The organism is Bacillus sp. CIS52 (assembly GCF_053545315.1).
In genome coordinates this window covers 186,662-212,638 of the sequence record NZ_JBIUFR010000002.1, presented here as the reverse complement: position 1 = coordinate 212,638, position 25,977 = coordinate 186,662, and the positions used below count along the sequence as shown (strand labels likewise).

Below are 25,977 nucleotides of genomic sequence, written 5' to 3'. Positions count from 1 at the left end.
CTTTTTATTTTAGTTCGACAATCGTTACGCCTGATCCTCCTTCTCCCGCTTCCCCGAACCGCGCGCTTTTCACGCTGCGGTGGTTTTTCAGAAGATCCTGCACCCCTTTGCGAAGGGCGCCCGTGCCTTTTCCGTGAATGATGGACACTCTCGGGTAGCCGGCAAGCACCGCGTCATCTAAATATTTTTCGACGCGGCTGAGGGCATTTTCGTAACGCTCTCCCCTGAGGTCAAGTTCAAGGGATACGTGATAATCCTTCCCTTTTACGGCGGTGATTGCTTTTTCTTTTTTCGGTTCAGGAGCCGATTTGAGAAACTCGAGATCTTTTTCCTTCACCTTCATTTTGAGGATGCCGATTTGGACGTTCCATTCTTTCTCGCCGGTTTTTTCAAGCAGCGCCCCTTTTTGTCCGAATGTGAGCACCTTTACTTCGTCGCCCGGCTTCAGCTCGCGTTTTTTCTCTGTTTTTCTTTCCGGCTGCTTTGATTTTTCAAAAGCCGGCATCGCGTCTCCGAGACGTTTTTTGGCATCAATCAGCTCGTGTTCCTTAAAGGATCTGTGTTCTTGCTTGATGGACCGGAGCTCGCGGATGATTTGTTCGGCTTCATTTGCGGCGGCTTCCAGTTTTTCCGCCGCTTTTTGTTCGGCTTCTTCCATCATTTTATCTTTTTGGGCGTTCAGCTCAATGATTTGCTGCTGAAGCTCTTTATGCAGTTTTTCTGCTTCTTTTCTGATTGATTCGGTTTCAGAAAGCTCTTCATCCGCTCTTTTTTTGCTTTTTTCAAGCGATGCGATCATCAGATCGACTTCGTTGTGTTCGGCGGTCATTTCTGACTTCGCCTGGCCGATGATATGCTCCGGCAGGCCGAGGCGTCTTGAAATTTCAAATGCGTTGCTTCGGCCTGGTACTCCGATCAGGAGCTTATACGTAGGCGAAAGTGTTTCAATGTCAAATTCAACGCTGGCGTTCATGACGCCTTGCCGGTTATATCCGTATGCTTTCAGTTCCGGATAATGGGTTGTCGCAAGCACTCTGGCGTTTGTCCGGTGGACTTCGTCAAGAATGCTCATGGCAAGCGCCGCCCCTTCCTGCGGGTCTGTTCCGGCACCGAGTTCATCAAACAGCACAAGACTGTTTTCAGACACTTCTTTTAAAATACTGACGATATTGACCATGTGGGATGAAAACGTACTCAGACTTTGTTCGATCGACTGTTCATCTCCGATATCGGCAAACACATTGTCAAATACGGCAGCTTCCGATCCCACATCAGCCGGTATGTGCAATCCTGCCTGCGCCATTATCGTCAGCAGCCCGAGTGTTTTTAACGTAACGGTTTTACCGCCCGTATTCGGGCCCGTGATGACGATCGTTGAATAATCTCCGCCCAATTCAATATCATTGGCGACGACTTGATCTTGGGGCAGCAGCGGATGGCGCGCTTTTTTGAGACGGATAAAGCCGTCTCCGTTCATGAATGGTTTTGTCGCCTTCATCGCTTTTGCGTATCTCGCTTTGGCGAAAATAAAATCCAATGTCTGCAGCACTTCTACATTTTTAGCGATTTCATGTGTGTGTTCAGCCGTATGCTCCGTCAGCATCCGGAGAATCCGTTCGATTTCCTGTTTTTCTTTTACCTTCGCCTGCTGAAGCGAGTTGTTCATATCTACGATCGCCTGCGGTTCAATAAAAAGCGTCGCACCGGATGAAGATGTATCGTGGACAATTCCGCCGTAGCTTGATCTGTATTCCTGTTTGACCGGAATGACAAAGCGGTCATTCCGAATCGTAACGATGGTGTCAGACAGCATTTTTGAAGCGGAAGATGAACGCAGCATCGATTCAAGACGGTCTCTCACTCTTGATTCAAGCGTCCTGAGCTGCGTCCGGATTCCTCTTAGGGCGGGAGATGCATGATCAAGCACTTCGCCGTGATCGTCAATGCAGGAGTTAATCTCCCTTTCCAAATCGCCCAATGTAATCAGTTCTTCTGCATGGGCCTGTATCAGCGGAATGCTGACGCCGTCTTCTGTCATTTGGCTGATAAAGTGCTTCATTTGTTTAACGGCATACAGCAGCCCGGACAATTCGGTAAATTCCGCCGGAGTCAGCACACTGCCGATTTCCGCCCGCCGCAAAGCCGATCTTATATCGGTCAGCCCGCCGAACGGAGCATGGCCTCTTAAGCGCATGACCGCGGATGCTTCTTCGACTTCATCCAGCTGTTTTTGGATGTCGGCGAGATCCGTCAAAGGCTTCAGCTGCAGAAGCTTTTCCCGGCCGAGCGATGAGGCGGCATGTGCGGTAATCTGTTCTTTTACTTTATGAAATTCAAGTGATGATAACACTTTTTGCTGCACGGTTTTATGGTCCTCCTTACTTAATCATTGCGCGTCAGAAATGCTTTGACCTCATGTAACGGCCGGGCGTTTAACACATGCTTTGTTTCAGTCCAGCCTTTGCGCGCAGCGGTCACGCCCGTTTTCATGTCATCGAGCATCTCTATATTATGGGCATCCGTATTAATGACCAAAGTCACGCCTTTTTCGTTTGCTTTGATCAGATGCTCAGTCCGTAAATCGAGACGCGCGGGGTTTGCATTCAGCTCAAGCGCCGTATTTGTTTTGGCTGCGAGCTCAATCAGCATGTCGATGTCGACTTCATAGCCGGCCCGTCTGCCGATCAGGCGGCCCGTCGGGTGGGCGATAATGTCCACGTGCTTATTCGTCAGCGCCTGTTCAAGCCGTTTCATAATGACATGCTCCGGCTGGCTGAAGCTTGAATGAATAGAAGCGATGACAAGATCCATTTCAGACAGAACACTGTCATCATAATCAAGCGAACCGTCGGGGAGAATGTCCATTTCTACGCCTTTAAAAATATGAAAGTTTTCAAACTCAGCGTTTAACGCGTCAATTTCTTCCGCTTGTTTTCTGAGCCGTTCGGCCGTTAACCCGTTGGCCACCTTTAAATATTGGGAATGGTCGGTGATCGCCATGTACTGATAGCCTTTTGCCATACACGCTTCTGCCATTTCCCTGATGGAAAAAGCGCCGTCACTCCAGGCTGAGTGCATGTGGAGATCGCCTTTTATCGCTTTATGCTCCACAAGGTCCGTTTCTTCCCGATACGTGTCGACCTCCTGCCCGCTTTCTCTGAGCTCCGGAGGAATAAACGGCAGACCGAAGTGGGCGTAAAAGGCTTCTTCACTCGGAAACGTTTTGACTTCTCCCGTTTCTATGGTTTCTACCCCGTATTCGCTGATCCGTTCGCCGCGCTCTTTCGCCAGCTGGCGCATCTTAATGTTGTGATCTTTCGAGCCGGTAAAATGATGCAGTGTGGTCGCAAACTGCTCCTCTGTCACAAGCCGGAAATCCACACTCGTCTCATATTCAAAGGTCAGGATAACTGATACCTTTGTATCCCCGCTCGCTATCACGTCTTTTACGTTCGGCAGGGACAGAAGCTGATCTCTGACAGCCTCCGGATGATCTGTAGCAATAATGTAATCCAAATCTTTTACAGTCTCCCGCGCTCTTCTGAGACTGCCGGCCCGGGAATATTTCTGAATATCCGTCAGCCGGTCCAAATGTTCTTCAATTACTGAAGCAATGCCGAGCGCATAGCCGATCGGAAAACGTTCCGGCTGTTTTCCGGCTTCTCCGAGAGCTTGAAGGATTTTCTCCTCCGTTTTTTTTCCGAAACCGGCGAGCCCTTGCACCTTTTGCTGCTCGCATGCTTCTTTCAGCGATTCCGCGTCATGAACGCCAAGCTCCTGATACAGTTTGGCGATTTTTTTGCCGCCTAGGCCCGGAAGCTTCAAAAGAGGAACCAAGCCTTCCGGGACTTCTTTCTGCAATTGGAGAAGCGTGCTGGACACACCTTCCTGCATATATTCACGAATGACGCCGTAGGTGCCTTTTCCGATTCCGGATAAAGACATCATGTCGTCGATTTCCGACAGGCTGCGGTCATCCTGCTCAAGCGCCGCTGCCGCTTTTCGGAAGGCTGATATTTTAAACGGGTTGTCCCCTTTCAGTTCCATATAGACCGCAATCGTTTCAAGCAGCCTGATGATATCTTTTTTATGCATACTGTTAACCCCCAGTCGTTTCCTGCTTTTCATCATACAAATTTTTCTTCTCCGGCACAACTGACGCAGAGCTTGAAAAAAACTTCTCCGGTCAAGAGAAGTTTTTTATGCCCCGTACTGGGCCCACAGTTCTTGCAGGAGCCCAGACAGATACGGCGTATGATGCGTGATGATATTTGCAAGCGTCGATTGTGCGAGCATATCCTGAAGCGTGCTCACCGGCAGTACGGATGCGATGTATAACAGGATAAACGCAAATAAATAGACTTCCAGAAATCCAAGCACCCCGCCAAGCAGTTTGTTGATCTGTTTAATGACCGGAATGCTTGCGATGATATTAAGCGCCGCTCCGATAATCCGAAGCAGAATCTTTGCAATGATAAACAAAATGACAAACGCGATCGCGTTGTAATAAGCCGTCTCTACGTTTCCTTTAATAAAAGAAAGAGCCGCCTGCCCGCCGGAAAAATCAGGCGCAGGTATAAAACTTAAATGCGGGGCCAGGTTTTTGTAAAAAAGCGCCGCAAACGCAATCGAGAGGATGAAACTCGTTAAATATATAAATTGGAGGATAAATCCTCTTTTCAATCCAAGCAATGTGCCCATCAAGAGCAAAACTAAGATGATGATATCTATCATATGGTGTTCATTCCTTTTCTTTAAGCTGCCGCTCCAGTAATTCATATTTTTCTTGCAGTTTCATATAATCATGCACGACATTGACCGCAGTCAAAACAGCGAGCTTATTTATATCAAGATATGGATTTTTCTCATTGATTTCTCTCATTTTATCATCAACCATTCCGGCCACATGGCGCATGTGCGCTTTGCTTTCTTCCCCGATAATGGTGAAGTGCTGGCCGTAAATGTTTACTGTCGTTTTGGTTTTTTTGCCGTCAGACAACGTTTCTCCTCCATTCCGCGAGAATCCTAGTTCCTATCATACCACGATTATCGATTGAATGGAAAGACGAGCCTCAGGCTGTTATGATACACTGGTATATACAGTGAAAAGTGCCAAAAAAGGAGATTATATCGTGTCCCATTCTGTTATAAAAGTATCCGCTTCCGCTATAGAACAAATGAAACAATCCTATGCCGGCTCCCTTACTCCGGCCGTTCCGCAGGGCGCCGTCTTCCAGGCTAAGCCGCCGGGCTGTACCATTACAGCCTACCGTTCGGGCAAGGTTCTCTTTCAAGGAAAAAACGCCGGCACAGAAGCGGCCCGCTGGGGAACGGCTGAGGCGCCGAAAGCAAAGAAAACCGTCAAAAAAGCGGCCGACCCGCTCTACGCTCCCCCGGCGGGCATTGCGTCCATGTCGGTAATCGGCTCAGATGAGGTCGGAACAGGCGATTACTTCGGGCCGATAACGGTTGCCTGCGCCTATGCCGACAAAACAAAGCTTTCTTTAATGAAAGAACTGGGCGTGAAGGATTCGAAAGATTTAAAAGATCCGCAGATTATTGAAATCGCCAAACTGTTAATTAAAACCATTCCTTACAGCCTGCTTGTGTTAAAAAATGAAAAATACAATCAGATGCAGGAAAAAGGCATGAGCCAGGGGAAAATGAAGGCGCTCCTTCATAATCAGGCGATTTCCAATCTGCTGAGGAAAATGAACGGTGTCAAACCGGAAGCGATTCTGATTGACCAATTTGCAGAGCCCGGCATTTATTTTAAGCATCTTTCCGGGCGGGATATCGTAAAAGAAAAAACGTTTTTCAGCACGAAGGCGGAAGGCATACATCTTTCCGTCGCCGCAGCCTCTATCATCGCGCGGTATTCTTTCTTAATTGAAATGGATAAGCTTTCCCGGGAAGCCGGGATGACGATTCCGAAAGGCGCGGGGCCGCACGTCGATGAAGCTGCCGCCAAACTGATCATCAATAAAGGAGAAGATGTCCTCAGGACGTTCACTAAACTGCATTTTGCCAATACGCAAAAAGCAAAACGCCTTGCAGAACGGAAAAGGTCATAACAAAAAAGCTTGCAGAGTGATCTGCAAGCTTTTTCTTTATCCTCTTAATACGGCCTGATACGTTTCTTCCAGCGCTTTCAGCACGTTTTCGTGGACTTTTGTCACTTCTTCTTCTGTCAATGTTTGTTCAGGGTTGACATATTGGAGCGAGAAGGCGACGGATTTTTTGCCCTCTTCCATATGCTCACCTTCGTACACATCAAATACGGTGACTTCTTTCAATAGCGCGCCGCCGGCTTCTTTGATCACGGCTTCGAGCTGTCCGCTTGTGACGGTTTTATCTGCAACAAGCGCAATGTCGCGTGTGACGGACGGGTACTTCGGAATCGCCGTGTACACGACAGGTTCTGTTTCCTCAGTCAGAAGCGCGTGAAGATCAAGCTCGAACACATACGTTTCTTTGATATCCAGCTCTTTTTCCATTGCCGGGTGCACCTGTCCGATAAATCCGGCAAGTGAGCCGTTCAAAAGAATGTTTGCGGTCCGGCCGGGATGCATGTTTTTGCGTTCTGACTGGACAAATTCAATCCGGTCTGACACATTCAATTGATGCAGCAGGCCTTCAACGATTCCTTTGACGACGAAGAAATCAACCGGCTTTTTCTCACCCTGCCATAGGTTTTTGCGCCATAATCCGGTTACGGCTCCGGCAACCCGTTCTTTTTCAACCGGTTTTGTGTTTTCTTCCTTCATCAGAAATACAGAACCCGTTTCGTATAAAGCAACGGAATCAGTCTGTCTGGCCAGATTGTATGAAACGGCTTCAAGCAGATTCGGCACGAGGCTGTGTCTGAGAATGCTTCTTTCTTCGCTCATCGGCAGAGCAAGCATCGTATTGAATGATTTTTCGATCGCAAAAGCGGCCGCTTTTTTATCATTCGTCAATGAATATGTGGTCGCTTGTGAAAGACCCGCTCCTTCAAGGAAACGTCTCACTTTCCGGCGTTTTGCCTGATACGGTGTCAAGCCGCCTGTCGTGCCGGCCGTTTCCGGAAGCGTGGACGGAATATTGTCATACCCGTACAGTCTTGCCGCTTCTTCAATCAGGTCCTCTTCGATTTTAATATCTCCGCGGCGTGACGGCACCGTTACGACCAGAACGTCTTTTGCTTCACCGACTGCAAAACCGAGGCGCTTGTAAATGCTGATGATTTCTTCTTTAGTGATTGTCATGCCGAGCACGGCGTTCACTTTGTCAACAGATACATGAATGTTGTTCGCTTCGATTTCCAGATGGTTTTCTTCGACCGTGCCTGAGAGCACTTCTCCGCCGGCATACGCCTGAATGAGGCTGCAGGCCCGTTCAGCCGCCAGCAGAACGCGTGCCGGGTCAATGCCTTTTTCATATCTGGCGCTCGCTTCGCTTCTCAGCCCGAGGTCTCTCGACGCTTTGCGGACGGTCTGTCCGTCGAAATAAGCGGCTTCCAGTAAAATCGCGGTGGTGTCTTCACGGACTTCAGATTCTGCTCCGCCCATGACTCCCGCAACGGCTTGCGCTTTTTCTCCGTTCGTGATGACCAAATGGCTGCTTGACAGCTTGCGCTCCTGTTCATCCAGCGTCACGATGGTTTCGTTTTCCGCCGCTTTTCTGACGACGACTTCTTTTGAACCGAACCGGTCGTAATCGAAAGCGTGAAGCGGCTGGCCGTACTCAAGCAGGACGAAGTTTGTGATGTCCACGACGTTATTGTGCGGGCGGATGCCTGCATTCATCAGCTTCGTCTGCATCCACAGCGGAGACGGGCCGATTTTGACGTTTTTAATGATTTTTGCGGCATAATGCGGATTGGCCTGCGTATCTTCAATTTTGACGGAAACAGCGTCCGCTGCTTTTTCTGCCGCTTTTTCATATGAAGTCTCCGGAAGCTTTACCTCGGTCCCGAGAATAGCCGCAACTTCATAAGCCACACCAAGCATGTTCATTGCGTCGGCGCGGTTCGGCGTTAAGCCCAATTCTAAAATCGCATCATCAAGCTGAAGGGCTGCCATTGCGTCAGCTCCCGTTTCAGCATCATTCGGAAACACGAAAATGCCTTCCGCATATTCTTTCGCCACGAGCTTGCTTTCAATGCCGAGCTCCTGGAGAGAACAGATCATGCCGTGAGACGCTTCGCCGCGCAGCTTGGCTTTTTTAATTTTGAAATTGCCGGGAAGAACGGCACCGACTGTTGCAACGGCAACCTTCTGTCCTTTATCAACATTCGGGGCGCCGCAGATAATCTGAACGGGTTCCTCCGCACCGATATCGACAAGGCATTTGTTGAGTTTGTCGGCATTCGGGTGCTGTTCACGCTCAAGCACGTGTCCGATGACAACGCCTTTTACGCCTTCCCCTTTATACTCGATACCCTCAACTTCAATACCGGCTCTCGTAATTTTTTCTGCAAGCACGGCCGGGTCGATTCCCTGCAAGTCAACGTAATCTTCTAACCATTTATATGAAACAAACATGTGTATCCTCCTCTTACGCCTGTTTAAACTGCGAAATGAATCTGACATCATTGGTATAGAAATGGCGGATATCTTCAATGCCGTATTTCAGCATTGCGATCCGTTCAACACCCATTCCGAAAGCAAAGCCCTGGTATTCCTCAGGATTGAATCCGGCCATTTTCAGCACGTTCGGGTGAATCATGCCGGCGCCGAGAATTTCGATCCAGCCCGTTTTTTTGCAGACGGAACAGCCTTGTCCGCCGCACTTAAAGCAGGTCACATCCACCTCGACAGAAGGTTCAGTGAATGGGAAAAAGCTCGGACGGAGCCTGATTTCACGGTCTTGGCCGAACATTTTTTTGGCGACCAATTCAAGCGTGCCTTTCAGATCGCTCATGCTGATTTTGCGATCCACGACGAGACCCTCAATCTGCATGAACTGGTGGGAATGTGTCGCGTCATCGTTGTCGCGGCGATACACTTTTCCGGGACAAATGATTTTGACGGGGCCTTTGCCTTTATGCTTTTCCATCGTGCGCGTCTGCACCGGTGACGTCTGCGTTCTCATCAGCATTTCTTCTGTAATGTAAAAGCTGTCCTGCATGTCGCGGGCCGGGTGCTCCTTCGGCAGATTCAGCGCCTCAAAGTTGTAATAATCCGTTTCCACTTCAGGACCTTCTTCGATGGTATACCCCATGCCGATAAATAAATCTTCAATTTCTTCAATAACGACCGTCAGCGGATGGCGCCCGCCGATGTTTACCTGACTGCCCGGCAATGTGACGTCAATCGTCTGGCTGCTGAGTTTTTTATTCATTTCTTCTTGTTCAAGCTGTTCATTTTTCGCCGTAATGGCTGCTGCAATGCGCTCTCTCACTTCATTGGCGAGCGCTCCCATTTTCGGGCGTTCTTCGGCGGACAGTTTGCCCATGCCGCGGAGAACTTCTGTAATCGGCCCTTTTTTTCCGAGATATTGCACCCGAATGTCGTTAACTTCTTTTAATGAACCTGCCGCTTCTACTTTTTCTGCAGCTTCCAGTTCGAGCTGTTTAAGCTTCTCTTCCATCATGCATCCTCCTTTTATGTAAACCAAACCGTTCTATGCCTTTTTCAGAAAACAAAAAAACCCGCCCCTTGAGAGAAGGGACGAGTTGTGGCCGCGGTACCACCCTTTTTAAGGCAGACTTCATCTGCCGACAGCTTCATTGACATAACGGAAACGATCGTTCCGGTTCACCTTTACGCGCGTTTGGCGCGGTCCCGGTGACAACTCGAGAGGTGAAAATCAATTTCTGTGCTGCGATAAAAATGCTTTCAGTCGGCGGCATTTTCTCCCTGGAAGGCAGCTTGTGAAAAAATTGACGTCCTCTGTCACGGTTTTTACATTATTGCTATCTATTATAGTGAAATTCGCGGCTTTGCGCAACCTATCCTCTGAGATGATAGACGAGGATGGCGGCCGCCACCGCCACATTCAGCGACTCCGCCTGTCCGTACAGCGGAACGTACAGGTTGAGATCCGTTTTTTGCAGAAGACCGGCGTCCACTCCCGCCCCCTCGTTCCCGACGATTAACGCGAACGATTCTTCAGGCTTCACGCTTTGATAAGCCGCACCGTTTTCAAGCGCCGTGCCGTAGATCGCGACGCCTTGTGATTTCAGCTCATCGGTAAACTCGTCGAGCGGACGTTTCAAAATGGGAATATGAAAGTGAGATCCTTGGGCTGAACGCAGCGTTTTTCCGTTGTATGGATCTGCCGTTCCCTCACCAAGGACAACGGCGTCAATCCCCGCCGCATCTGCCGTTCTGATCATTGTTCCTAAATTCCCCGGATCCTGCACGGCATCAATCAGAAGCAGCCGCTTCAGCCGGTCAGGCTTCTCGTCCGGCATATGGCACACTGCGGCGATCTGCTGCGGCGTTTCCGTTTCCGTCACGGCTGAAAACGCATCTTCGCTCAGCACATAGCACGGAATGCTCATGTCCAGATCGGCCGGGATGGCGCTCTCATCTTTTACGAGAATTTCTTTTACTGTTCCCTTTGACTTGAGCGCTTCTTCTGCCAGATGCTCTCCTTCTATCAGAAATGTATTCGTTTTATGTCTCTCTTTTTTTGTGTGAAGTTTTTTCCAGTCCTTCACTTTTTGGTTTTTTGCCGAGTCAATTCGTTTCACTTTATTTCTGCGCTCTCCTTTTTTCATGCATGTTGTTATTATATCTCAAGAACAGCACATAATAAACCGCGTGCGCGGTAAGAATATGCGTATCACATTCAGGAAAAAAGGAGCGGTTGTAATGGATCTTAATTTACGCAACGCCGTTATTGCCAATGTGACCGGCAATAACCAGGATCAGCTGGAGCATACTATCGTTGACGCCATCCAAAGCGGTGAAGAAAAAATGCTTCCGGGTCTCGGTGTCTTATTCGAAGTGCTTTGGCAGCATGCGTCAGACTCAGAAAAAAATGAAATGCTCAAAACACTTGAAGGCGGATTAAAACCTGCGCAATAAGCATGAAACCGGGTGATGGCACACCCGGTTTTTTTTGTATAATAATGGCGAGGGGGATCGCCAATGCAGTTACAGCCGGAACTGGCAAAAAAATTGATTGCCGAAGTCAAACATATGTACAGCCGCGAAGTAATTATTGCCGATACAAAAGGAATGATCATCGCGGGCACCAACGCTGCGCGCGCCGGATGTTTTCATGAAGGAGCTCTGATCTGCGCGCGGGAAAAACGGAATGTCATCATTACGAAAGAAGATGAAAAACGGCTCGAGGGCGTAAAAGCAGGATTAAACCTCCCCGTTTTTTCGGGTCATGAGGTGATCGGAGTATTCGGTCTGACAGGAAACCCTGACGATATCCTGCCTTTCGGGGAATTGCTCAGAAAAATGACGGAGCTTTTTATAAAAGAAACGCGCCACCTGGAAGAAGTGCAATGGCGTGAGAGAATGCTTGAATCCTTTATGGTGGATTGGCTGCAGTTAAAAGAATGGTCGCCGGGTTTTTTAGAAAAAGCAAAGCTCCTTGCAGCAGACCTTCATTCGCAACGCCGAATCATACTCATTCAAAGCCGTTTTGAGCAATATGAAGCAGAAGAGCTCGGGCGCCTCTGGCAAAGTGAATACCCTGGAGACCTGTTTGTCCGCTGGGGAAATGAACGTATTCTCATTAATCATGAAACAAACTCGGATTCTAAGGAGAAGCTCGTCAAAAGAATGAACACTGTTTTTGGGCAGCCTGTCACGGCCGGCATCGGACGGATCGTTCCGGGAGAACGCCTGACGGAATCATACGGACAGGCGGAGAAAGCTCTTTCGGCGGGCGCTATTGACAAGCAGGCCGTCTTTGAAGAAGATTTAAAACTGGATATGTGTCTTGCCGATATTGCGCCCGGCACACGGTCTGAATTTTCACGGCGGGTTCTCGAGCATGTGCTCGGCCGTGAAGAACTTCTGGATACGCTGCGCGCCTTTTTCGACCGGCAGTTATCGTTAAAGCGCACCGCTGATGACATGCATATTCATATTAATACGCTGCGCTACCGTCTTTCCAAACTGGAATCGCTGACAAATATGAAGCTTGACCGCCCTGAAGACATAACGGCTTTTTATTTGGCGCTTCGCTTTTTAGATCAACATACAAAAATCACGTGATATAACCATCATTTTTCATCTATTTCTCCATAGTTTACGAAATCATTTTTCTTTACAATTAAATGAAAACGCTTTTCTAATCGGGAGGTTGGGAGAATATGATTTCACGAGAGGCAAAGGAACAGTTCATCCGGGCGGTCGGGAAGGAGAATTATGATGATTCTGCGGCTGGCCGTCTTGTGTATTCGTACGATGCGGCCCCTCAGCTGCAAGCCATGCCGGATGCGGTAATCGCCCCCCGCTGTACGGATGACGTGTCCCGTATATTAACGATTTGCAGCAGACATGACATTCCGATCGTGCCGAGGGGTTCAGGCACAAACTTATGCGGCGGCACATGTCCGTCTGAGGGCGGTCTTGTTCTTTTATTCAAACATATGAACCGAATTCTTGAAATTGATGAGGAAAATTTGACGGCAACCGTCCAGCCGGGTGTGATCACGCAAGATATGATTCATGCGGTTGAACGGAAAGGGTTATTTTATCCGCCTGATCCGAGCAGCATGAAAATATCGACGATCGGCGGAAATATTAATGAAAATTCCGGCGGACTGCGCGGCCTGAAGTACGGTGTCACCCGGGATTATGTCCTCGGCCTTGAAGCCGTCTTGGCTTCAGGCGATATCATCCGCACAGGAGGAAAGCTGACAAAGGATGTCGCCGGTTATGATCTGACCCGGCTTTTCGTCGGATCAGAGGGGACGCTCGGTGTTGTGACGGAAGCGACTTTAAAGCTTGTTCCGAAGCCGGAAACGAAAAAAACGCTGCTCGCACTCTATGAACATATTGAAGCGGCTGCAGAATCGGTTTCTTCCATCATCGCTGAAAAAATCATTCCGGCGACACTCGAATTTCTGGATCAGCCGACACTGCAGGTCATTGAAGATTACGCCAAGATCGGGCTTCCGACAGACGCAAAAGCCGTACTGCTGATCGAACAGGACGGTGACAGCGACACGGTCAGACGCGATATGGAAAAAATCGAAGCCATCTGTAAAAACGGAGCCGCCGTATCCGTCCAAACGGCTGAAACCGAGGAGGAAGCATTCGCCCTTACAGAGGCCAGACGGTCCGCACTATCAGCTCTCGCCAGACTGAAACCGACGACGATTCTGGAAGATGCCACCGTGCCGAGATCACAAATTGCCAATATGGTCAGAGCCATTAACGAGATTGCAGAAACATACGGCTTGTCCATCTGTACATTCGGCCATGCAGGCGACGGCAACCTCCATCCGACGTGCACCACCGATATCCGAAATACAGAGGAGATGGAACGTGTCGAAAAAGCCTTTGCCGCCATTTTTGAGAAAGCGATTGAGCTGGGAGGAACGATAACAGGTGAACATGGGGTCGGCATCGTAAAAGCGCCTTATTTAGAAATGAAGCTGAAAACAGAAGGCATCACCGCCATGAAAGCGATCAAACAAGCGCTCGATCCCCAAAACCTGCTGAATCCGGGAAAAATATTCGCCAATTCGTCAAGGAAACGCGTGGTGGTGATGAAATGACAACGGCTAAAGAGCAGAAACAAATACAAACAGAATTCAAAAACCGCATGGATGAAGGTGAATTGCTGAACTGCATGCGCTGCGGCTTCTGCCTTCCTTCCTGTCCGACCTATATCGAATCGGGATTTCAAGAATCCCATTCGCCGCGCGGCCGGATCGCCCTGATGAAAGCCGTCACAGACGGACTGATCGAGCCGGATGAAGATGTCGAGCGCTCACTTTCGCTGTGTCTCGGATGCCGGGCATGCGAGCCCGTTTGTCCGGCAGGAGTCAATTACGGACAGCTGCTTGAAGAAGCAAGGGATATCATTCATCAAAATAAAAAACATAAGCCGGGCGTGCGACTCTTGCGGAAAGCGGCATTTACCGGGCTTTTCCCGCATCAAAACCGCATGCGGACAGCGGCGAATCTTCTCGGAATATACCAAAGATCAGGACTGCAGACCGCCGTCAGAAAAACCGGTATGCTGCGCGTTTTGCCTGAGCATCTGCGCACAATGGAACAAGTGCTCCCGCCCGTCCCGAAACGGAAAGACATGAAGGAACGGCCCCGTTTTCTTCCCGCCTCGGGTCCCGTTCAAAAACGGGCCGCTTTTTTCTCGGGCTGTTTAATGGATACGATGTTTTTAGCAACAAATCATGCGACAACGGCGCTTTTACAGGCGGCCGGATGTGAAATCGCGGTTCCGGAAGGTCAGGCGTGCTGCGGCGCGCTTCACGGGCACAGCGGAGAAAAAGAGACGGGAAAAGAACTGGCCAAGCGGAATATCGCGGCTTTTGAAGCGCTTGACGCAGATTATATCATTACAAACGCCGGCGGATGCGGCGCCTTTCTTCAGGAATATCCGCATTTGCTGAAGGATGAACCTGAATGGGCGGATCGTGCCGAACAATTCGTCCGGAAGCTCAAAGACTTTTCATCCGTACTGGTTGAACTGAAGTTCCATCAAAGGAACCTTCAGGCGCAATCCCCTCATATCGTCACATATCAGGACTCCTGCCATCTCCGCAATGTGATGCATACGTCAGAGGAACCGCGCATGCTTTTGAAAGGCATTAAAGGGGCTGAGTACAGAGAAATGGAAAAGGCCGACAGCTGCTGCGGGTCGGCGGGAATTTATAATATAACAGAATCAGAGATGTCTATGAAAATATTAGACAGCAAGATGAAAGCCGCCGGAAAAACGGAAGCAACCGTCATCGTGACAGCCAACCCAGGATGCCTTTTGCAAATGCAGCTCGGCATTTTGCGCGAAGGATTAACAGACCGTGTCCGCGCGGTCCATTTGGCGGATTACCTTTTGGAAGCGGCGGATTTGTCATAAACGGAAAAAGCAGAGAGACCGAACGGCTCTCTGCTTTTATGATGCTGCAAGTTTTACAGTTCGGGGCAGATTTATCCGGGTATTGAAGCTTCCAATCTGGCACTCGGATCACGCCAAATGTTTGCCCATTTTTTCACAGCCGCCATGATAATCACAAACCCGAGAATGAGCATGATAATAGATAAAACGCCATTCAGCACATTGTATCCCGCCGCTTCGGGATTCAAATACACATACCGCACCATCCAATAACCCGCATAATTGACGGTCACGTACAAATAAGCGAGAGGAATCAGGCATGTCAGCATATAACGCCGCTTATCGGCTATCTTCAATACGACAGTCGCACCGATGATTAATCCGACGGACGCCATAAGCTGATTGGACACGCCGAACAGCGCCCAAATGGAGCTGATGTCGCCCGAATACAGAAGATAGCCCCACAGCAGGCAGGCGAGCGCGCTTGAGAAAATCGAGCCCGGCAGCCAGTCTGTTTTTTTCAGAGGCTTATACACCTCTCCGAAAAACTCCTGGATCAAGTAGCGGGCGACACGGGTTCCCGCATCAATCGCCGTTAAAATAAACACCGCTTCAAACATAATGACAAATTGAAAAAAGTATGAAGCCAAATGACTGAAAAACGGAATCTCCGTAAAGATATACGTCATTCCGACGGCAAGCGTAACAGCGCCGCCCGTTCTTCCTTCCAGACTGAGCCCGATTTCTTTGCTCAATTCAGGCAGATGGACGACATTCATCCCAAGGGCGCGGAAAATTTCCGGCGTGCTGTTAATGGCAAAATAATCGGCTGGCTCAAGTGCGGCGGCGGCTATGAGCGCCATAATCCCGACGAGACATTCAACAAGCATCGCTCCGAAAGCAACCGGCTTTATATCACTCCATTTATCCAGCATTTTCGGCGTTGTGCCGGAACCGACAAACGCATGAAAGCCTGAAATGGCGCCGCAGGCAATCGTTATTGAAATAAACGGCCAGACAGGTCCCGCGATCACCGGTCCGCCGCCGTGAATGAACTCCGTTACGGCCGGGAATTTAACGGCTGGATTAACGAAAAAGACTCCGGCGATCAAAGCGGCAAATACCCCGATTTTCATAAAACTGCTTAAATAGTCACGCGGGGCAAGCAAAAGCCAAACCGGAAGCGCCGCGGCGAAAAAAGCATAGACGGGAAGCGCCACCGCGAGTGTTTTCGCATCCAACGTCAGCATGTCGCCGAGAGCCGTTGTCTGCAGCCGCGGCCCGATCACAACGCCGGCCATTAACAAAAGAAAACCGACAGTTGATGCAAGTTTGAGATTGCCCGTTTTTTTATAGTAGACGCCGACCCCCATCGCGATCGGAATCGTAATCCCCACCGCAAACGTTCCCCACGGGTTTTTCTCAAGTGCGTGCAGCACAACCATGGACAGCCCCGCCATCGTGATCGTAATGATAAACAGCATCGAAAGACCCGTGCAAAAGCCCGCCACCGGGCCGAGCTCTTCTTTGGCGACTTCAGAAAGCGTTTTCCCGTTTTTCCGCATAGATGCAAACAATACGACAATATCGTGCACGGCTCCCCCGATCACCGCCCCGATTAACAGCCATAACAGCCCGGGCAGATAGCCGAACTGAGCTGCGAGAATCGGTCCGACAAGCGGGCCGGCAGCGGCAATTGCCGCGAAATGGTGGCCGAATGACACCCATTTATTCGTCGGCACATAATCTTTCCCATCCTCAAGCAAATGGGCCGGAGTCGGTGTCTGATCATTGATTTTTAATACTTTGACCATCATAAAGGTACCGTAAAGCCGATAGGCGATCGCCAAAATGCATATAGACGCTATGACGATTGTAATCGCATTCATTTAATCCCAGCCCCTTTTCTCTTTTTCTAAATATTATCACAATTATCAGATAACGAGAGATGATTTTTGCGTAAAAAAAGCCGGCGTCGCAGCCCGGCTTTTCGGAACATTATTTTCCTGATAAACGGATGACATTCCAGGACAGCGGCGTAAAATAGGCCGTTATCCCTTCAGCGTTTGCGGAAGACGTTCCGTTTGAGTGAGGCATAACTTCTTTTCTGTTTTTTTGATTGGTCGCTTTCATATCCTGATGCTCCAGCACGATATGCTCAATGATGCGGTAATCTTCAAACCCTCTCAGTTTGATCTCCGTTTCTATCGGTTCCTTGCTTTTGTTGACGGCAAAAATGGTCAGGGCTTCATCCTCTTCACGGTAAACGGCCGCGGCATCAACATACGGCACATCCGTAAAATCCGCTGAGTCGTATTTCGGGGAGGTAATCAGCAGCTTCATCGAAGTCCCTCTCCCGTAGACAGAGGCGTGCATGTAAGGATAAAAGATCGGCTGCCTCCATGCTTCTCCGCCCTTTTCAGTCATGATAGGCGCAATCACGTTGACAAGCTGGGCAAGACAGGCGATCTTTAGTCTGTCCGCATGCTGCAGCATCGTAATCAGCAATGAACCGATCAACAGCGCATCTTCAAAATTGTAGATGTCTTCCAGAATCGGCCGGGCCGTAATCCACGGCTCCACTTTTTTATCCGCTTCATTGGAGTGATACCATACATTCCACTCATCTAAAGAAAGGTGAATCGTTTTTTTGCTCCGTTTTTTCGCTTTCATATAATCACATACGGCTGTGACGGATTTGATAAAATGGTCTAAATCCATCGACTTCGCCAAATAGTTTTCAAGATCATTTTCATGGTTGCCGTAATACGTATGCAGTGAGATGTAATCCACATGCTCGTACGTATGCTCAAGCACCTCCGCCTCCCATTCGATAAAGGTCGGCATGCCGCTGTTTGAGCTTCCGCAGGCCACCAATTCGATCGTCGGGTCCGTCCATTTCATCACTTTTGCCGTTTCAGCGGCGAGCCGTCCGTATTCATGCGCCGTTTTGTGCCCGATCTGCCAAGGGCCGTCCATCTCATTTCCTAAGCACCACGTTTTTATGCCGTAAGGTTTTTCATAGCCGTGCGATTTTCGCAAGTCGCTCCAGTATGACCCTTCAGGATGGTTGCAGTACTCGACGAGGTTCCGGGCGGCATCGATTCCTCTCGTCCCGAGATTGACCGCCATATTCACTTCGGCGTTCACTTTTTTTGCCCACGTTAAAAATTCATTCGTCCCGACTTCGTTCGTTTCTGTCGTCTGCCATGCCAGATCAAGCCTCCGCGGTCGGCCCTTCACCGGTCCGACGCCGTCTTCCCAATTGTAGCCCGAGAGAAAATTCCCGCCCGGATAGCGGATGAACGGCACCTGTAATTCTCTGATCAGCTCCTGTACGTCTGTTCTGAACCCGTCCTTGTCGGCTTTCGGGTGTCCTGGCTCATAAATGCCTTCATACACCGCCCGGCCCATATGTTCTATAAATGATCCGTACATCCGTTTGTCCACTTCACCGATGATATATTCTTTATCTGCTGTAATTCCCGCTTTTTTCATTATGTTTCCTCCCTCTCTCTATCCCTTCACTCCGCCGACTGTCAGGCCGGAAATAAAGTATTTTTGGAAAAACAAGAATATGATAATCACCGGCAGTATCGCAAAAACGGAACCGGAGATCAGCATGTCATAGTTGTTGCCGTACGGACTCAGCAGCCCTGACAGTCCGATTGGAAGCGTAAACATTTCTTTCGACCGAAGCACGATCAGCGGCCATAAAAAGTTATTCCAGCTGTTTAAAGATTGGAGAATGATCATTGCTCCGAATGCCGGTTTCATGAGGGGCGCCATAATTCTGAAGAAAATTCCGAATTCCGTGCAGCCATCCATTCTCGCTGAATCGAGCAGATCCCTCGGAAGGCCGAGTGCGTATTGCCTGAAAAAGAACACGGCGACAGGCGACACAATAAACGGCAGAATCACCCCCGTATAAGAATCAATCAAATGAAGCCCCACCGTCAGTTTAAATAACGGAAGCATCATCACTTCCAGAGGCACCATCATAATGATCAGCACAAGAACGAAAATAACATTTCTGCCTTTAAACTCGTATACACCGAGTCCGTAGCCGATCATAGAGGAAAAAAACAGTGTGAGAACCGTGGTGAGAACGCCGAGCAGCAGGCTGTTAAAAAACCACTTAAAATAAATGCTTCCCCCGTTGAACAAATACGTGTAGTTATCAAAGCTCATCACATCCGGATCAAGACGCAGATTCAGTCCGATGCGCATCAGCTCAGATGACGGCTTTAATGAACCGAGTAATAGACAGATCATCGGAAAGATATACAGCAGGCTCAGCATGATAAAAAACAAGGTAAACGCGACTCTGTACACGGAAAACATGTGATTGTTACGCACCACCTATCCCTCCCCTTTAAACGAACCGGACAGTTTCAGCGACACAAGGCTGACAAGTAAGATGACAAGCAAAAGGACAATTCCGATGGCGGCCCCGTACCCCATTTCGTTGTACGCAAGCCCCTGCTGATATAAATAACCGACAAGCGTGAGGCCGATATTGCCCGGGGAATTATTCTGCCAAAGCACATAGCTTTCCTCAAACATTCTGAAACCGCCGATCATACTGATCGTTAACACATAAACCGATACCGGCTTTAAAAACGGGAGGGTAATATGCCGGAACTTTTTCCACGTACTCGCCCCGTCAATTTCAGCCGCCTCATATAATTCTTTCGGCACGTTTTGCAATCCGGCCAGAAAATAAAGAATGTTAATGCCCATCCATCTCCATGATGCAAGCAGCACCATTAAAAACATGCCGGTTCCTTTGTTATTGAGCCAGTTTTGAGGCGATACGCCAAGCTTCATCATCAGCTCGTTTGCCAGCGACGTATTCATTTCTCCGAACATCAGCCGGAATATAATCCCCGCGACGATCGTCGATGTCAAAGCCGGTACGAACAGTGCCGATTTAAACACATTTCTGAATCTGACGAGCTTCGAATTCAGAATCACCGCCAAAAGAAGCGGCACCGGGATCAGCACGATCAGCGTCCAGAAGGTATATTCCAATGTATTAAACAGTGCGGTGTAAAAGGTTGGATTAAGAAGAGAGGAGTAATTGGAAAAACCGACAAATGCAGCTTCTCCCGGCAGTATCCGCTGAAAGCTCATGATACACACGCTGATGATCGGATACAAAAAGAAAACGAGAAACGAAATGATAAAAGGCGCCGTAAAAAGATAAGGCGCCGCTTTTTTGGAATACAGCACATTGCGCCGGCGCGGCTTCTTCCGGGCTGCGGAAACGGTTTGCGCTGTCTCTGTCTTTACAGGTCTCATAAAAGCTCCCCCGCTTTCTCCGTTAAAATGGGCGGCTGCTTATTTTTCCAATTGCTGTGCCGCCTCGTCCAAGGCTTCCTTAGGTGTTTTTTCCTGCGTCTTCAGCGCATCGAACAGCACCTGTCTGACGACGAGATCAGCCGCTTTAGAGAAGTCTTCATGCAAATAAATCGGATTGATCTCATCTTTTACTTCAAGGAGCGTGGAAAAAATGGATGTACCGTTCCGGAAGAAATCCGTGTACTTGTTTTTCTCCTTCAATTCTTTTGAATCCCACACGTCCCAGCGGAGCGGATCAAAGCCGAGCACCGTCCACAGCTTAATATTTCCTTCCTTTGAACCTTTCGCAAATCCGAGAAATTCTTTCGCGAGCTTCAGATGTTCGGCCTGTTTCGGCACAACGGTGGCTGTTCCGCCCAAGCCCGCTGATCTGTCCCCGCCTTCTTTCCAGGCCGGCATAGGGTAAATCGCCATTTTCCCTTTTAAATCAGGCATATAATCGATAAACCGTCCCATGTACCAGATGGGCATCAGCACTGACGCTGCCCCGCCCTGATTCATAAAACCGTAGTATTCTTCACTGTGATGGCCGCCGCCGGGAGCCGGCAGAAGGGTCTTATCATTTACCATGTCCTTTAAGTCATTCAATGTGTCTATATTCGTTTTATTGTTCAGAATCAACTTTCCGTTTTTGCTGAAGTAGCCTGATCCTTGCTGCGAAATCACGGAAAGAAATGTGGCGGAGTCATTTGTTTCAACCGTTCCCATCGGTTTCCCCGCGATTTCGCGTACTTTTTTCCCCGCCCGCCGGTAGTCCTCCCATGTCTTAATCGATGCGGGATCAACGCCCGCCTTTTTCATAATATCCATGTTGTAAAACATCACGGTCGTCCCTACATGTGTGTCAAGGCCGTACAGTTTGCCGTTTTTGCTGTATAAGGCCAGGCGCGCTTCCACAAACTTATCGCGGTCTTTTTCAATCAGCGGAGTCAGATCGGCAAGCGGGATATCCTTCCCCTTCAGAAAATTCGAGAACCGGCTTAATTCCACGTCGGCAATATCAGGAAGCCCTTCGCCCGCGATCAGGGAAACGGATAGATTATCATGCATTTGTCCATAAGGATAAACAACGGTATTCAGCTTAATTTTGCGCTCCGGATATTTCTGATTCCATTCTTTGGCCATTTCCTGATAAAACTGTTCGTGCAGTCCGTTAAACGTCCAAAATGTCAGCTCCGTTTCTCCCGCCCTGCCGGCAGTCCGTTCTTGTGAACAGCCGGCGGTAAATAATAAGAACATCATCAGCGCCAAACATGCAGCGGTCGTTTTTTTCATGTCATTACCCCTTCCGCTTCAGGCCGTGCGGCGAATGATGTGCAAAGAGCGCGATATTTTCATTTATGATGGTTAAGCCGGTATAACGGTCTCGCAGTGTGTGCGCGTGCTTAAGGGCGTCGCTGACAAGGTCCTGTTTTACACCGATTTCATCAAAACTGGCGGGACCTCCGGCAGATGTGAGCCACCCGGCAATTGTTTTGCCGTCAGGAAGCCCTTCATATGCTGATTGAACCGCCTCGCGAAAGTGCGGCGGAAGTTCTGCAAGCTTTTCGTGACAGGCTAGATCTTTGTAAATATCACTTAGCACCGCGCACGCGCAGCCCACCTTCGCACCGTGGAGAATCGGGGGCTGTTTCGTCTTCAGCAGTTCCATCTCAATCCAATGCGAGATGTGATGCTCTCCTCCTGAAGCGGGACGGGAGTGATCAAGAGCAAGCATGACAAGACCCGAGACGATCAGCGCTTCCATCAGGATGCGAATGCCGGCCTCTGTTCCCATGGCAATGTCAGCACGGTGATCAATGCACTGCCAAAGCGCGTCTTTCACAAGTTTCGCCCCGGCTTCTGAGTACGGCTCATCCGCAAGCCTATGGGAGATCTCCCAATCTGCCAGCGAAGTTATTTTTCCGAGCATGTCGCCGAAGCCTGCGGCTGTCATTGCGCGCGGCGCTTCTTTTAATAGATTCGTATCCGCAAATAAGGCGATCGGCGCTTTCGTTTGAATCGTCGTTTTGATGCCGTTTAATATAAGCGGCGCTCCCGCCGATGTAAATCCGTCGACTGAAGGAGCGGTGGGGAATGAGATAAACGGCAAACCGCGCTGGCAGGCGGCAAACCGCGTAATGTCGTGAATCGTTCCTGACCCGGCCGCAATGATGACATCCGTCTCTTCCGCGATATTGATCAGCGTATAGATCAGTGTCCTTTCATCAGCAGCCGCGGTTCCTGTTTCATGCTCCGGAATGATGATCTTTGCCGCTTTGATCCCGCCGGCCTTCAATTCGTCCGCAAGCATCCCTCCCGCCGCTTCGTCAGTGTTCCGGTCACAGACGATCGCCGGATGTTTCCAGCATTTTTTTTGAAGAAATCTGAAAAGCTCTTCTTTTGCATCCGCTCCGATGATGATGTCTTCTATTTGAATAGGAGAGCGGCTGCCTCCTTCCTTATTAAACTCGGATTGAATGTCCGCCGGAGAAAGTTTCATAAAAGGATTCCCCCCTTCGCTAATTCTGTCAGGTCTTTCATAGAATCGAGCACGATGTCAGGCTCATAGAGACGCGTCTCCCCAAGTTTTGCCGATCCCGTCAGAACCAACACGCTTTTCATCCCGTACAGCCTTCCCATTGCGATATCTGATTCGAGGCTGTCCCCGATTATTGCGCATTCTCCCGGAGAAAGCCCGAGCGCTTCACATGCTGCCTCAGCCATCAGCCAAGACGGTTTGCCGACGACAAGCTCCGTTTTTACTCCGGCAGATGCCTCAATGGCCCCGATCATTCCCGCAACGTCCATAGCATGGCCGCCTTCATTCGGAAACGAGCGGTCCCGGTTCGTGGCGATGATGCGCGCGCCGGAGGAAGCTGCCTGAAAAGCGAGATTCAGATCCTCATAGGTGACAGTTTCATGCAAAGAGATAACAAGCCAGTCTGCCGCCTCCGGTTTTTGCGCCATGGTGACACCCGCTAAAGCGAGTTCATCAGTCAGCCCTTTCTCTCCTAACACCCATACCTTTGACAAAGGATAATGCTTCTTTAAAAATGATGCCGTCACACTGGAGGACAGCACGATGCTCCGTTCATCCGTGCGGATACCGGCACCAAGCAGTTTCTTTTGGCACATGGCTCTTGATAGATTGCCGCGGTTGCTTAAAAAGACAACGGCTTTGCCTAGGGACTGAAGGGTATGAATGGCTTCTGTTGCGCCGTCAATCAGCTCCTGCCCCCTGAATACGGTTCCGTCTAAATCAATCAGAAACCCGGATGCGTCAAGTTTGGCCATAATAAGCATTCGCCCCGTGTTTTCTGTAAAAATGCTTATCATGCAGCACTCTGTCTATCGGGCTGAGCTGTTTGTTCAGCATAAGCGAATGGTAGGCCATTTCCGCCACGGTTTCGAGCACTACAGCGTTATGCACGGCATTCAGCGCGTCCGTTCCCCAGCAGAATGGACCGTGGCTGTGGACAAGAACACCCGGATTTTGTTCATACGATTCATTTTGAAAAGTTTCCGCTATGACTTTGCCTGTATGATATTCGTAATCTTTCACAATTTCTTCTTCATACATTTCCCTCGTACAGGGTATAGCGCTTTCAAAATAATCCGCGTGGGTCGTTCCGAGCGCGGGAATGTCTCTGCCTGACTGCGCCCAGCTCGTCGCCCAGCGGGAATGCGTATGAACGATTCCGCCGATAGCGGGAAAGGCTTTATACAGATAAAGATGGGTCGGCGTGTCAGAGGACGGCTTCAGCGAGCCTTCCAGAATCTCTCCGTCCTCATTCAGGACGACCAGTTTGTCTGCGGTCAGCTCACTGTAATCGACACCGCTCGGTTTAATGACGATTCTCCCGCTTTCTCTGTCAATGCCGCTGACATTTCCCCATGTAAACGTGACAAGATTATGTTCCTCAAGCTTCAGGTTGGCGGCGAGCACTTCTTCTTTTAACGCTTCAAGCATGGCGGCTCTCCCCTTTCGCGAACTCACGGTTTTTAATGGCTTTCAGGCGTTTCATGACATTGTTTTCTTTGCCGAAGTAGTGAACGAGCTCTTTGTATTCCGCATATAAGCTGTCATAAATCTCAGCTCTTCCCCGATTCGGGACATAAGAGCCGTCTTTTAATTTCCCCATATGTGCGCAAGCCTCAGCAATATTGGAGAAACCCCCGTTTTCCCGTCCCGCAGCGAGCGCTCCGAAAATCGCGGATCCCAGTGCCGGCGCCTGCGGAGACCCGGATAATTTAATGTCCATATTTGTGACGTCTGCATAAATTTGCATGATAAATGGATTTTTCTCAGCGATTCCTCCGGCTGCATAAAGCTCCTCGACCGGAACGCCGTTTTCGCGGAATGTTTCGATAATCATCCTCGTTCCGAACGCCGTCGCTTCAATCAATGCCCTGTAGATTTCTTCCGGTTTCGTGTGCAGCGTCATGCCGAGCATCATGCCCGTCAAATCGGCGTCCACCAAGGTTGACCGGTTTCCGTTCCACCAGTCAAGCGCGAGAAGACCGCTTTCCCCCGGAGCAAGCTCAGCTGCTTTTTCGCTTAAAAGCTCGTGAATATCGATCTGTTTTTCCTCGGCTTCCTTCTCATAGTCTTTCGGAACGCACGTTTTAACAAACCATTCAAAATGGTCGCCGACACAGGACTGCCCCGCTTCATATCCCGCATATCCAGGCAAGATGCCGTTATTGACAACTCCGCACATACCGGGGACGATATGTTCTTCCTCACCGAGCAGCACATGACAGGTGGACGTTCCCATGATCATCAGCATTTTCCCCGGCTCTGTAATGCCGACCGCTGGCACTGACACGTGAGCGTCAACATTGGCGACGGCAACGGCCGTCCCCGGCAAAAGCCCGGTCAGCTCCGCCATTTTTTCGGTCAGTCCTCCTGCCTTTTCTCCGACTGAATAAATGGTTCCGCTTAATTTATCATTTGTAATCGTTTTCATTAACGGGTTGAGCCTTTCGAAAAAATGATTAGGCGGATATCCCGTCTCCTCATTCCAAATTGCTTTGTAGCCGGCCGTGCAGTTGCTCCGCTTCAATGAACCGCACAATTGATAGACGGTCCAGTCTGCCGCTTCCACAATCCGATCTGCCGCCTCGTATATATGCGGCGCTTCTTCCGCAATTTGCATGATTTTCGGGATCATCCATTCGGAAGAAATTTTACCGCCGTATCTTTTGAGAAATTCTTCTTTTGTGTCTTCGGCAATCGCGTTCAAACGGTCTGCATGCTTTTGAGCCGCATGATGCTTCCACAGCTTCACATAACTGTGCGGCTCCCGCTCAAATTCCGGAAGCATACAAAGCGGCTGTCCCGCGCCGTCTACCGGCAAAATGGTGCAGGCCGTAAAATCAATTCCTATGCCGATCACATCTTTTGGATCAGCGCCCGACTGCTGAAGCAGGCTCGGAATCGCCGTTTCCAAAACTTCAATATAATCGGCGGGATCTTGAAGCGCCCAGTCACGAGGGAGCTTTTCCCCCGTTTTCGGCAGCGTACGGTCGATAACGGCATGAGTGTATTCTTTGACCGCGGATGCAATTTCTTCTCCTGTCCGGACATTGACAAGCACCGCCCTGCCGGACAATGTGCCGAAATCCACACCAATTGTATACGCCATA

21 protein-coding genes are annotated in these 25,977 nt (G+C 49.5%); 5 read left to right on the top strand and 16 right to left on the bottom strand.

What is annotated here, in order from left to right; genetic code table 11:
* Positions 1-4: 4 nt before the first annotated feature.
* The 4 genes from ACH32G_RS10935 to zapA all read right to left on the bottom strand — a co-directional run bounded on the left by ACH32G_RS10935 (position 5) and on the right by zapA (position 4,999).
* A complete protein-coding gene (locus ACH32G_RS10935) occupies positions 5-2,362 on the bottom strand; it encodes an endonuclease MutS2 (protein ID WP_448814355.1) in 2,358 nt (785 codons plus the stop codon).
* A gap of 20 nt (positions 2,363-2,382) precedes the next feature.
* On the bottom strand, positions 2,383-4,095 hold the full coding sequence (gene polX, locus ACH32G_RS10930) for a DNA polymerase/3'-5' exonuclease PolX (RefSeq protein ID WP_099744739.1): 1,713 nt from the start codon (positions 4,093-4,095) through the stop codon (positions 2,383-2,385).
* A gap of 105 nt (positions 4,096-4,200) precedes the next feature.
* The gene (locus ACH32G_RS10925) at positions 4,201-4,734 is read right to left on the bottom strand and encodes a CvpA family protein (protein WP_269774685.1); all 534 of its coding nucleotides are present in this window, start codon (positions 4,732-4,734) and stop codon (positions 4,201-4,203) included.
* Positions 4,735-4,741: 7 nt separating this feature from the next.
* On the bottom strand, positions 4,742-4,999 hold the full coding sequence (gene zapA / locus ACH32G_RS10920) for a cell division protein ZapA (RefSeq protein WP_016938650.1): 258 nt from the start codon (positions 4,997-4,999) through the stop codon (positions 4,742-4,744).
* Positions 5,000-5,132: 133 nt separating this feature from the next.
* Here zapA and rnhC point away from each other — a divergent pair, with 133 nt between their 5' ends.
* A complete protein-coding gene (gene rnhC, locus ACH32G_RS10915; protein WP_016938649.1) occupies positions 5,133-6,074 on the top strand; it encodes a ribonuclease HIII in 942 nt (313 codons plus the stop codon).
* A gap of 36 nt (positions 6,075-6,110) precedes the next feature.
* Here rnhC and pheT read toward each other — a convergent pair whose 3' ends face one another.
* From pheT to ACH32G_RS10900, 3 genes are all read right to left on the bottom strand, one after another.
* Complete coding sequence (gene pheT / locus ACH32G_RS10910) at positions 6,111-8,525, bottom strand: phenylalanine--tRNA ligase subunit beta (protein ID WP_448814354.1); 2,415 nt, start codon at positions 8,523-8,525, stop codon at positions 6,111-6,113.
* Positions 8,526-8,538: 13 nt separating this feature from the next.
* Entirely contained in the window at positions 8,539-9,573 is a 1,035-nt protein-coding gene (gene pheS / locus ACH32G_RS10905; RefSeq protein WP_016938647.1) for a phenylalanine--tRNA ligase subunit alpha, read from the bottom strand.
* A gap of 361 nt (positions 9,574-9,934) precedes the next feature.
* Positions 9,935-10,681 (bottom strand): TrmH family RNA methyltransferase, encoded by a 747-nt coding sequence (locus ACH32G_RS10900; RefSeq protein WP_064777777.1) that lies wholly within the window; start codon positions 10,679-10,681, stop codon positions 9,935-9,937.
* 121 nt (positions 10,682-10,802) lie between these two features.
* Here ACH32G_RS10900 and sspI point away from each other — a divergent pair, with 121 nt between their 5' ends.
* From sspI to ACH32G_RS10880, 4 genes are all read left to right on the top strand, one after another.
* Positions 10,803-11,018: a small acid-soluble spore protein SspI gene (gene sspI, locus ACH32G_RS10895; protein ID WP_003152527.1), complete on the top strand. Its 216-nt coding sequence runs from the start codon at positions 10,803-10,805 to the stop codon at positions 11,016-11,018.
* 63 nt (positions 11,019-11,081) lie between these two features.
* Positions 11,082-12,167: a CdaR family transcriptional regulator gene (locus ACH32G_RS10890; protein WP_448814353.1), complete on the top strand. Its 1,086-nt coding sequence runs from the start codon at positions 11,082-11,084 to the stop codon at positions 12,165-12,167.
* A 98-nt stretch (positions 12,168-12,265) separates the two neighbouring features.
* Positions 12,266-13,678, top strand: coding sequence for a glycolate oxidase subunit GlcD (gene glcD, locus ACH32G_RS10885; RefSeq protein WP_448814352.1), 1,413 nt, complete (start codon positions 12,266-12,268; stop codon positions 13,676-13,678).
* A complete protein-coding gene (locus tag ACH32G_RS10880; protein ID WP_448814351.1) occupies positions 13,675-15,003 on the top strand; it encodes a (Fe-S)-binding protein in 1,329 nt (442 codons plus the stop codon). The genes glcD and ACH32G_RS10880 overlap by 4 nt, the downstream gene beginning before the upstream one ends.
* A 71-nt stretch (positions 15,004-15,074) precedes the next feature.
* Here the strand turns inward: ACH32G_RS10880 and cstA are convergent, their stop codons facing one another.
* The 9 genes from cstA to araB form a co-directional block, all read right to left on the bottom strand.
* On the bottom strand, positions 15,075-16,871 hold the full coding sequence (gene cstA / locus ACH32G_RS10875) for a carbon starvation protein CstA (RefSeq protein ID WP_448814350.1): 1,797 nt from the start codon (positions 16,869-16,871) through the stop codon (positions 15,075-15,077).
* A gap of 109 nt (positions 16,872-16,980) precedes the next feature.
* Positions 16,981-18,480, bottom strand: a complete 1,500-nt coding sequence (gene arfA, locus ACH32G_RS10870) for an arabinosylfuranosidase ArfA (protein WP_448814349.1) — start codon at positions 18,478-18,480, stop codon at positions 16,981-16,983.
* Between the two features lie 18 nt (positions 18,481-18,498).
* Positions 18,499-19,326: a carbohydrate ABC transporter permease gene (locus ACH32G_RS10865; protein ID WP_032864872.1), complete on the bottom strand. Its 828-nt coding sequence runs from the start codon at positions 19,324-19,326 to the stop codon at positions 18,499-18,501.
* 18 nt (positions 19,327-19,344) lie between these two features.
* Positions 19,345-20,286, bottom strand: a complete 942-nt coding sequence (locus tag ACH32G_RS10860) for a carbohydrate ABC transporter permease (RefSeq protein WP_448814348.1) — start codon at positions 20,284-20,286, stop codon at positions 19,345-19,347.
* A 39-nt stretch (positions 20,287-20,325) separates the two neighbouring features.
* Entirely contained in the window at positions 20,326-21,621 is a 1,296-nt protein-coding gene (locus ACH32G_RS10855) for an ABC transporter substrate-binding protein (RefSeq protein WP_366971308.1), read from the bottom strand.
* A 4-nt stretch (positions 21,622-21,625) separates the two neighbouring features.
* Complete coding sequence (locus ACH32G_RS10850) at positions 21,626-22,828, bottom strand: sn-glycerol-1-phosphate dehydrogenase (protein WP_366971307.1); 1,203 nt, start codon at positions 22,826-22,828, stop codon at positions 21,626-21,628.
* On the bottom strand, positions 22,825-23,631 hold the full coding sequence (locus ACH32G_RS10845) for an HAD-IIA family hydrolase (protein ID WP_406795079.1): 807 nt from the start codon (positions 23,629-23,631) through the stop codon (positions 22,825-22,827). Before ACH32G_RS10845 ends, ACH32G_RS10850 begins: the two co-directional genes overlap by 4 nt.
* The gene (araD, locus tag ACH32G_RS10840) at positions 23,609-24,298 is read right to left on the bottom strand and encodes an L-ribulose-5-phosphate 4-epimerase (protein ID WP_016938635.1); all 690 of its coding nucleotides are present in this window, start codon (positions 24,296-24,298) and stop codon (positions 23,609-23,611) included. The genes ACH32G_RS10845 and araD overlap by 23 nt, the downstream gene beginning before the upstream one ends.
* Positions 24,291-25,976, bottom strand: coding sequence for a ribulokinase (araB, locus tag ACH32G_RS10835; protein WP_448814347.1), 1,686 nt, complete (start codon positions 25,974-25,976; stop codon positions 24,291-24,293). Before araB ends, araD begins: the two co-directional genes overlap by 8 nt.
* Position 25,977 lies beyond the last annotated feature (1 nt).

What these genes read in the sequence shown, in the direction of transcription:
- glcD (WP_448814352.1), top strand. Translation starts at nt 12,266, where the DNA reads ATGATTTCACGAGAGGCAAAGGAACAGTTCATCCGGGCGGTCGGGAAG.
- araD (WP_016938635.1), bottom strand. Translation starts at nt 24,298, where the DNA reads ATGCTTGAAGCGTTAAAAGAAGAAGTGCTCGCCGCCAACCTGAAGCTT.
- ACH32G_RS10925 (WP_269774685.1), bottom strand. Translation starts at nt 4,734, where the DNA reads ATGATAGATATCATCATCTTAGTTTTGCTCTTGATGGGCACATTGCTT.
- ACH32G_RS10845 (WP_406795079.1), bottom strand. Translation starts at nt 23,631, where the DNA reads ATGCTTATTATGGCCAAACTTGACGCATCCGGGTTTCTGATTGATTTA.
- ACH32G_RS10865 (WP_032864872.1), bottom strand. Translation starts at nt 19,326, where the DNA reads ATGTTTTCCGTGTACAGAGTCGCGTTTACCTTGTTTTTTATCATGCTG.
- ACH32G_RS10855 (WP_366971308.1), bottom strand. Translation starts at nt 21,621, where the DNA reads ATGAAAAAAACGACCGCTGCATGTTTGGCGCTGATGATGTTCTTATTA.
- arfA (WP_448814349.1), bottom strand. Translation starts at nt 18,480, where the DNA reads ATGAAAAAAGCGGGAATTACAGCAGATAAAGAATATATCATCGGTGAA.
- pheT (WP_448814354.1), bottom strand. Translation starts at nt 8,525, where the DNA reads ATGTTTGTTTCATATAAATGGTTAGAAGATTACGTTGACTTGCAGGGA.
- sspI (WP_003152527.1), top strand. Translation starts at nt 10,803, where the DNA reads ATGGATCTTAATTTACGCAACGCCGTTATTGCCAATGTGACCGGCAAT.
- ACH32G_RS10880 (WP_448814351.1), top strand. Translation starts at nt 13,675, where the DNA reads ATGACAACGGCTAAAGAGCAGAAACAAATACAAACAGAATTCAAAAAC.
- ACH32G_RS10890 (WP_448814353.1), top strand. Translation starts at nt 11,082, where the DNA reads ATGCAGTTACAGCCGGAACTGGCAAAAAAATTGATTGCCGAAGTCAAA.
- araB (WP_448814347.1), bottom strand. Translation starts at nt 25,976, where the DNA reads ATGGCGTATACAATTGGTGTGGATTTCGGCACATTGTCCGGCAGGGCG.
- polX (WP_099744739.1), bottom strand. Translation starts at nt 4,095, where the DNA reads ATGCATAAAAAAGATATCATCAGGCTGCTTGAAACGATTGCGGTCTAT.
- cstA (WP_448814350.1), bottom strand. Translation starts at nt 16,871, where the DNA reads ATGAATGCGATTACAATCGTCATAGCGTCTATATGCATTTTGGCGATC.
- ACH32G_RS10860 (WP_448814348.1), bottom strand. Translation starts at nt 20,286, where the DNA reads ATGAGACCTGTAAAGACAGAGACAGCGCAAACCGTTTCCGCAGCCCGG.
- pheS (WP_016938647.1), bottom strand. Translation starts at nt 9,573, where the DNA reads ATGGAAGAGAAGCTTAAACAGCTCGAACTGGAAGCTGCAGAAAAAGTA.
- ACH32G_RS10850 (WP_366971307.1), bottom strand. Translation starts at nt 22,828, where the DNA reads ATGAAACTTTCTCCGGCGGACATTCAATCCGAGTTTAATAAGGAAGGA.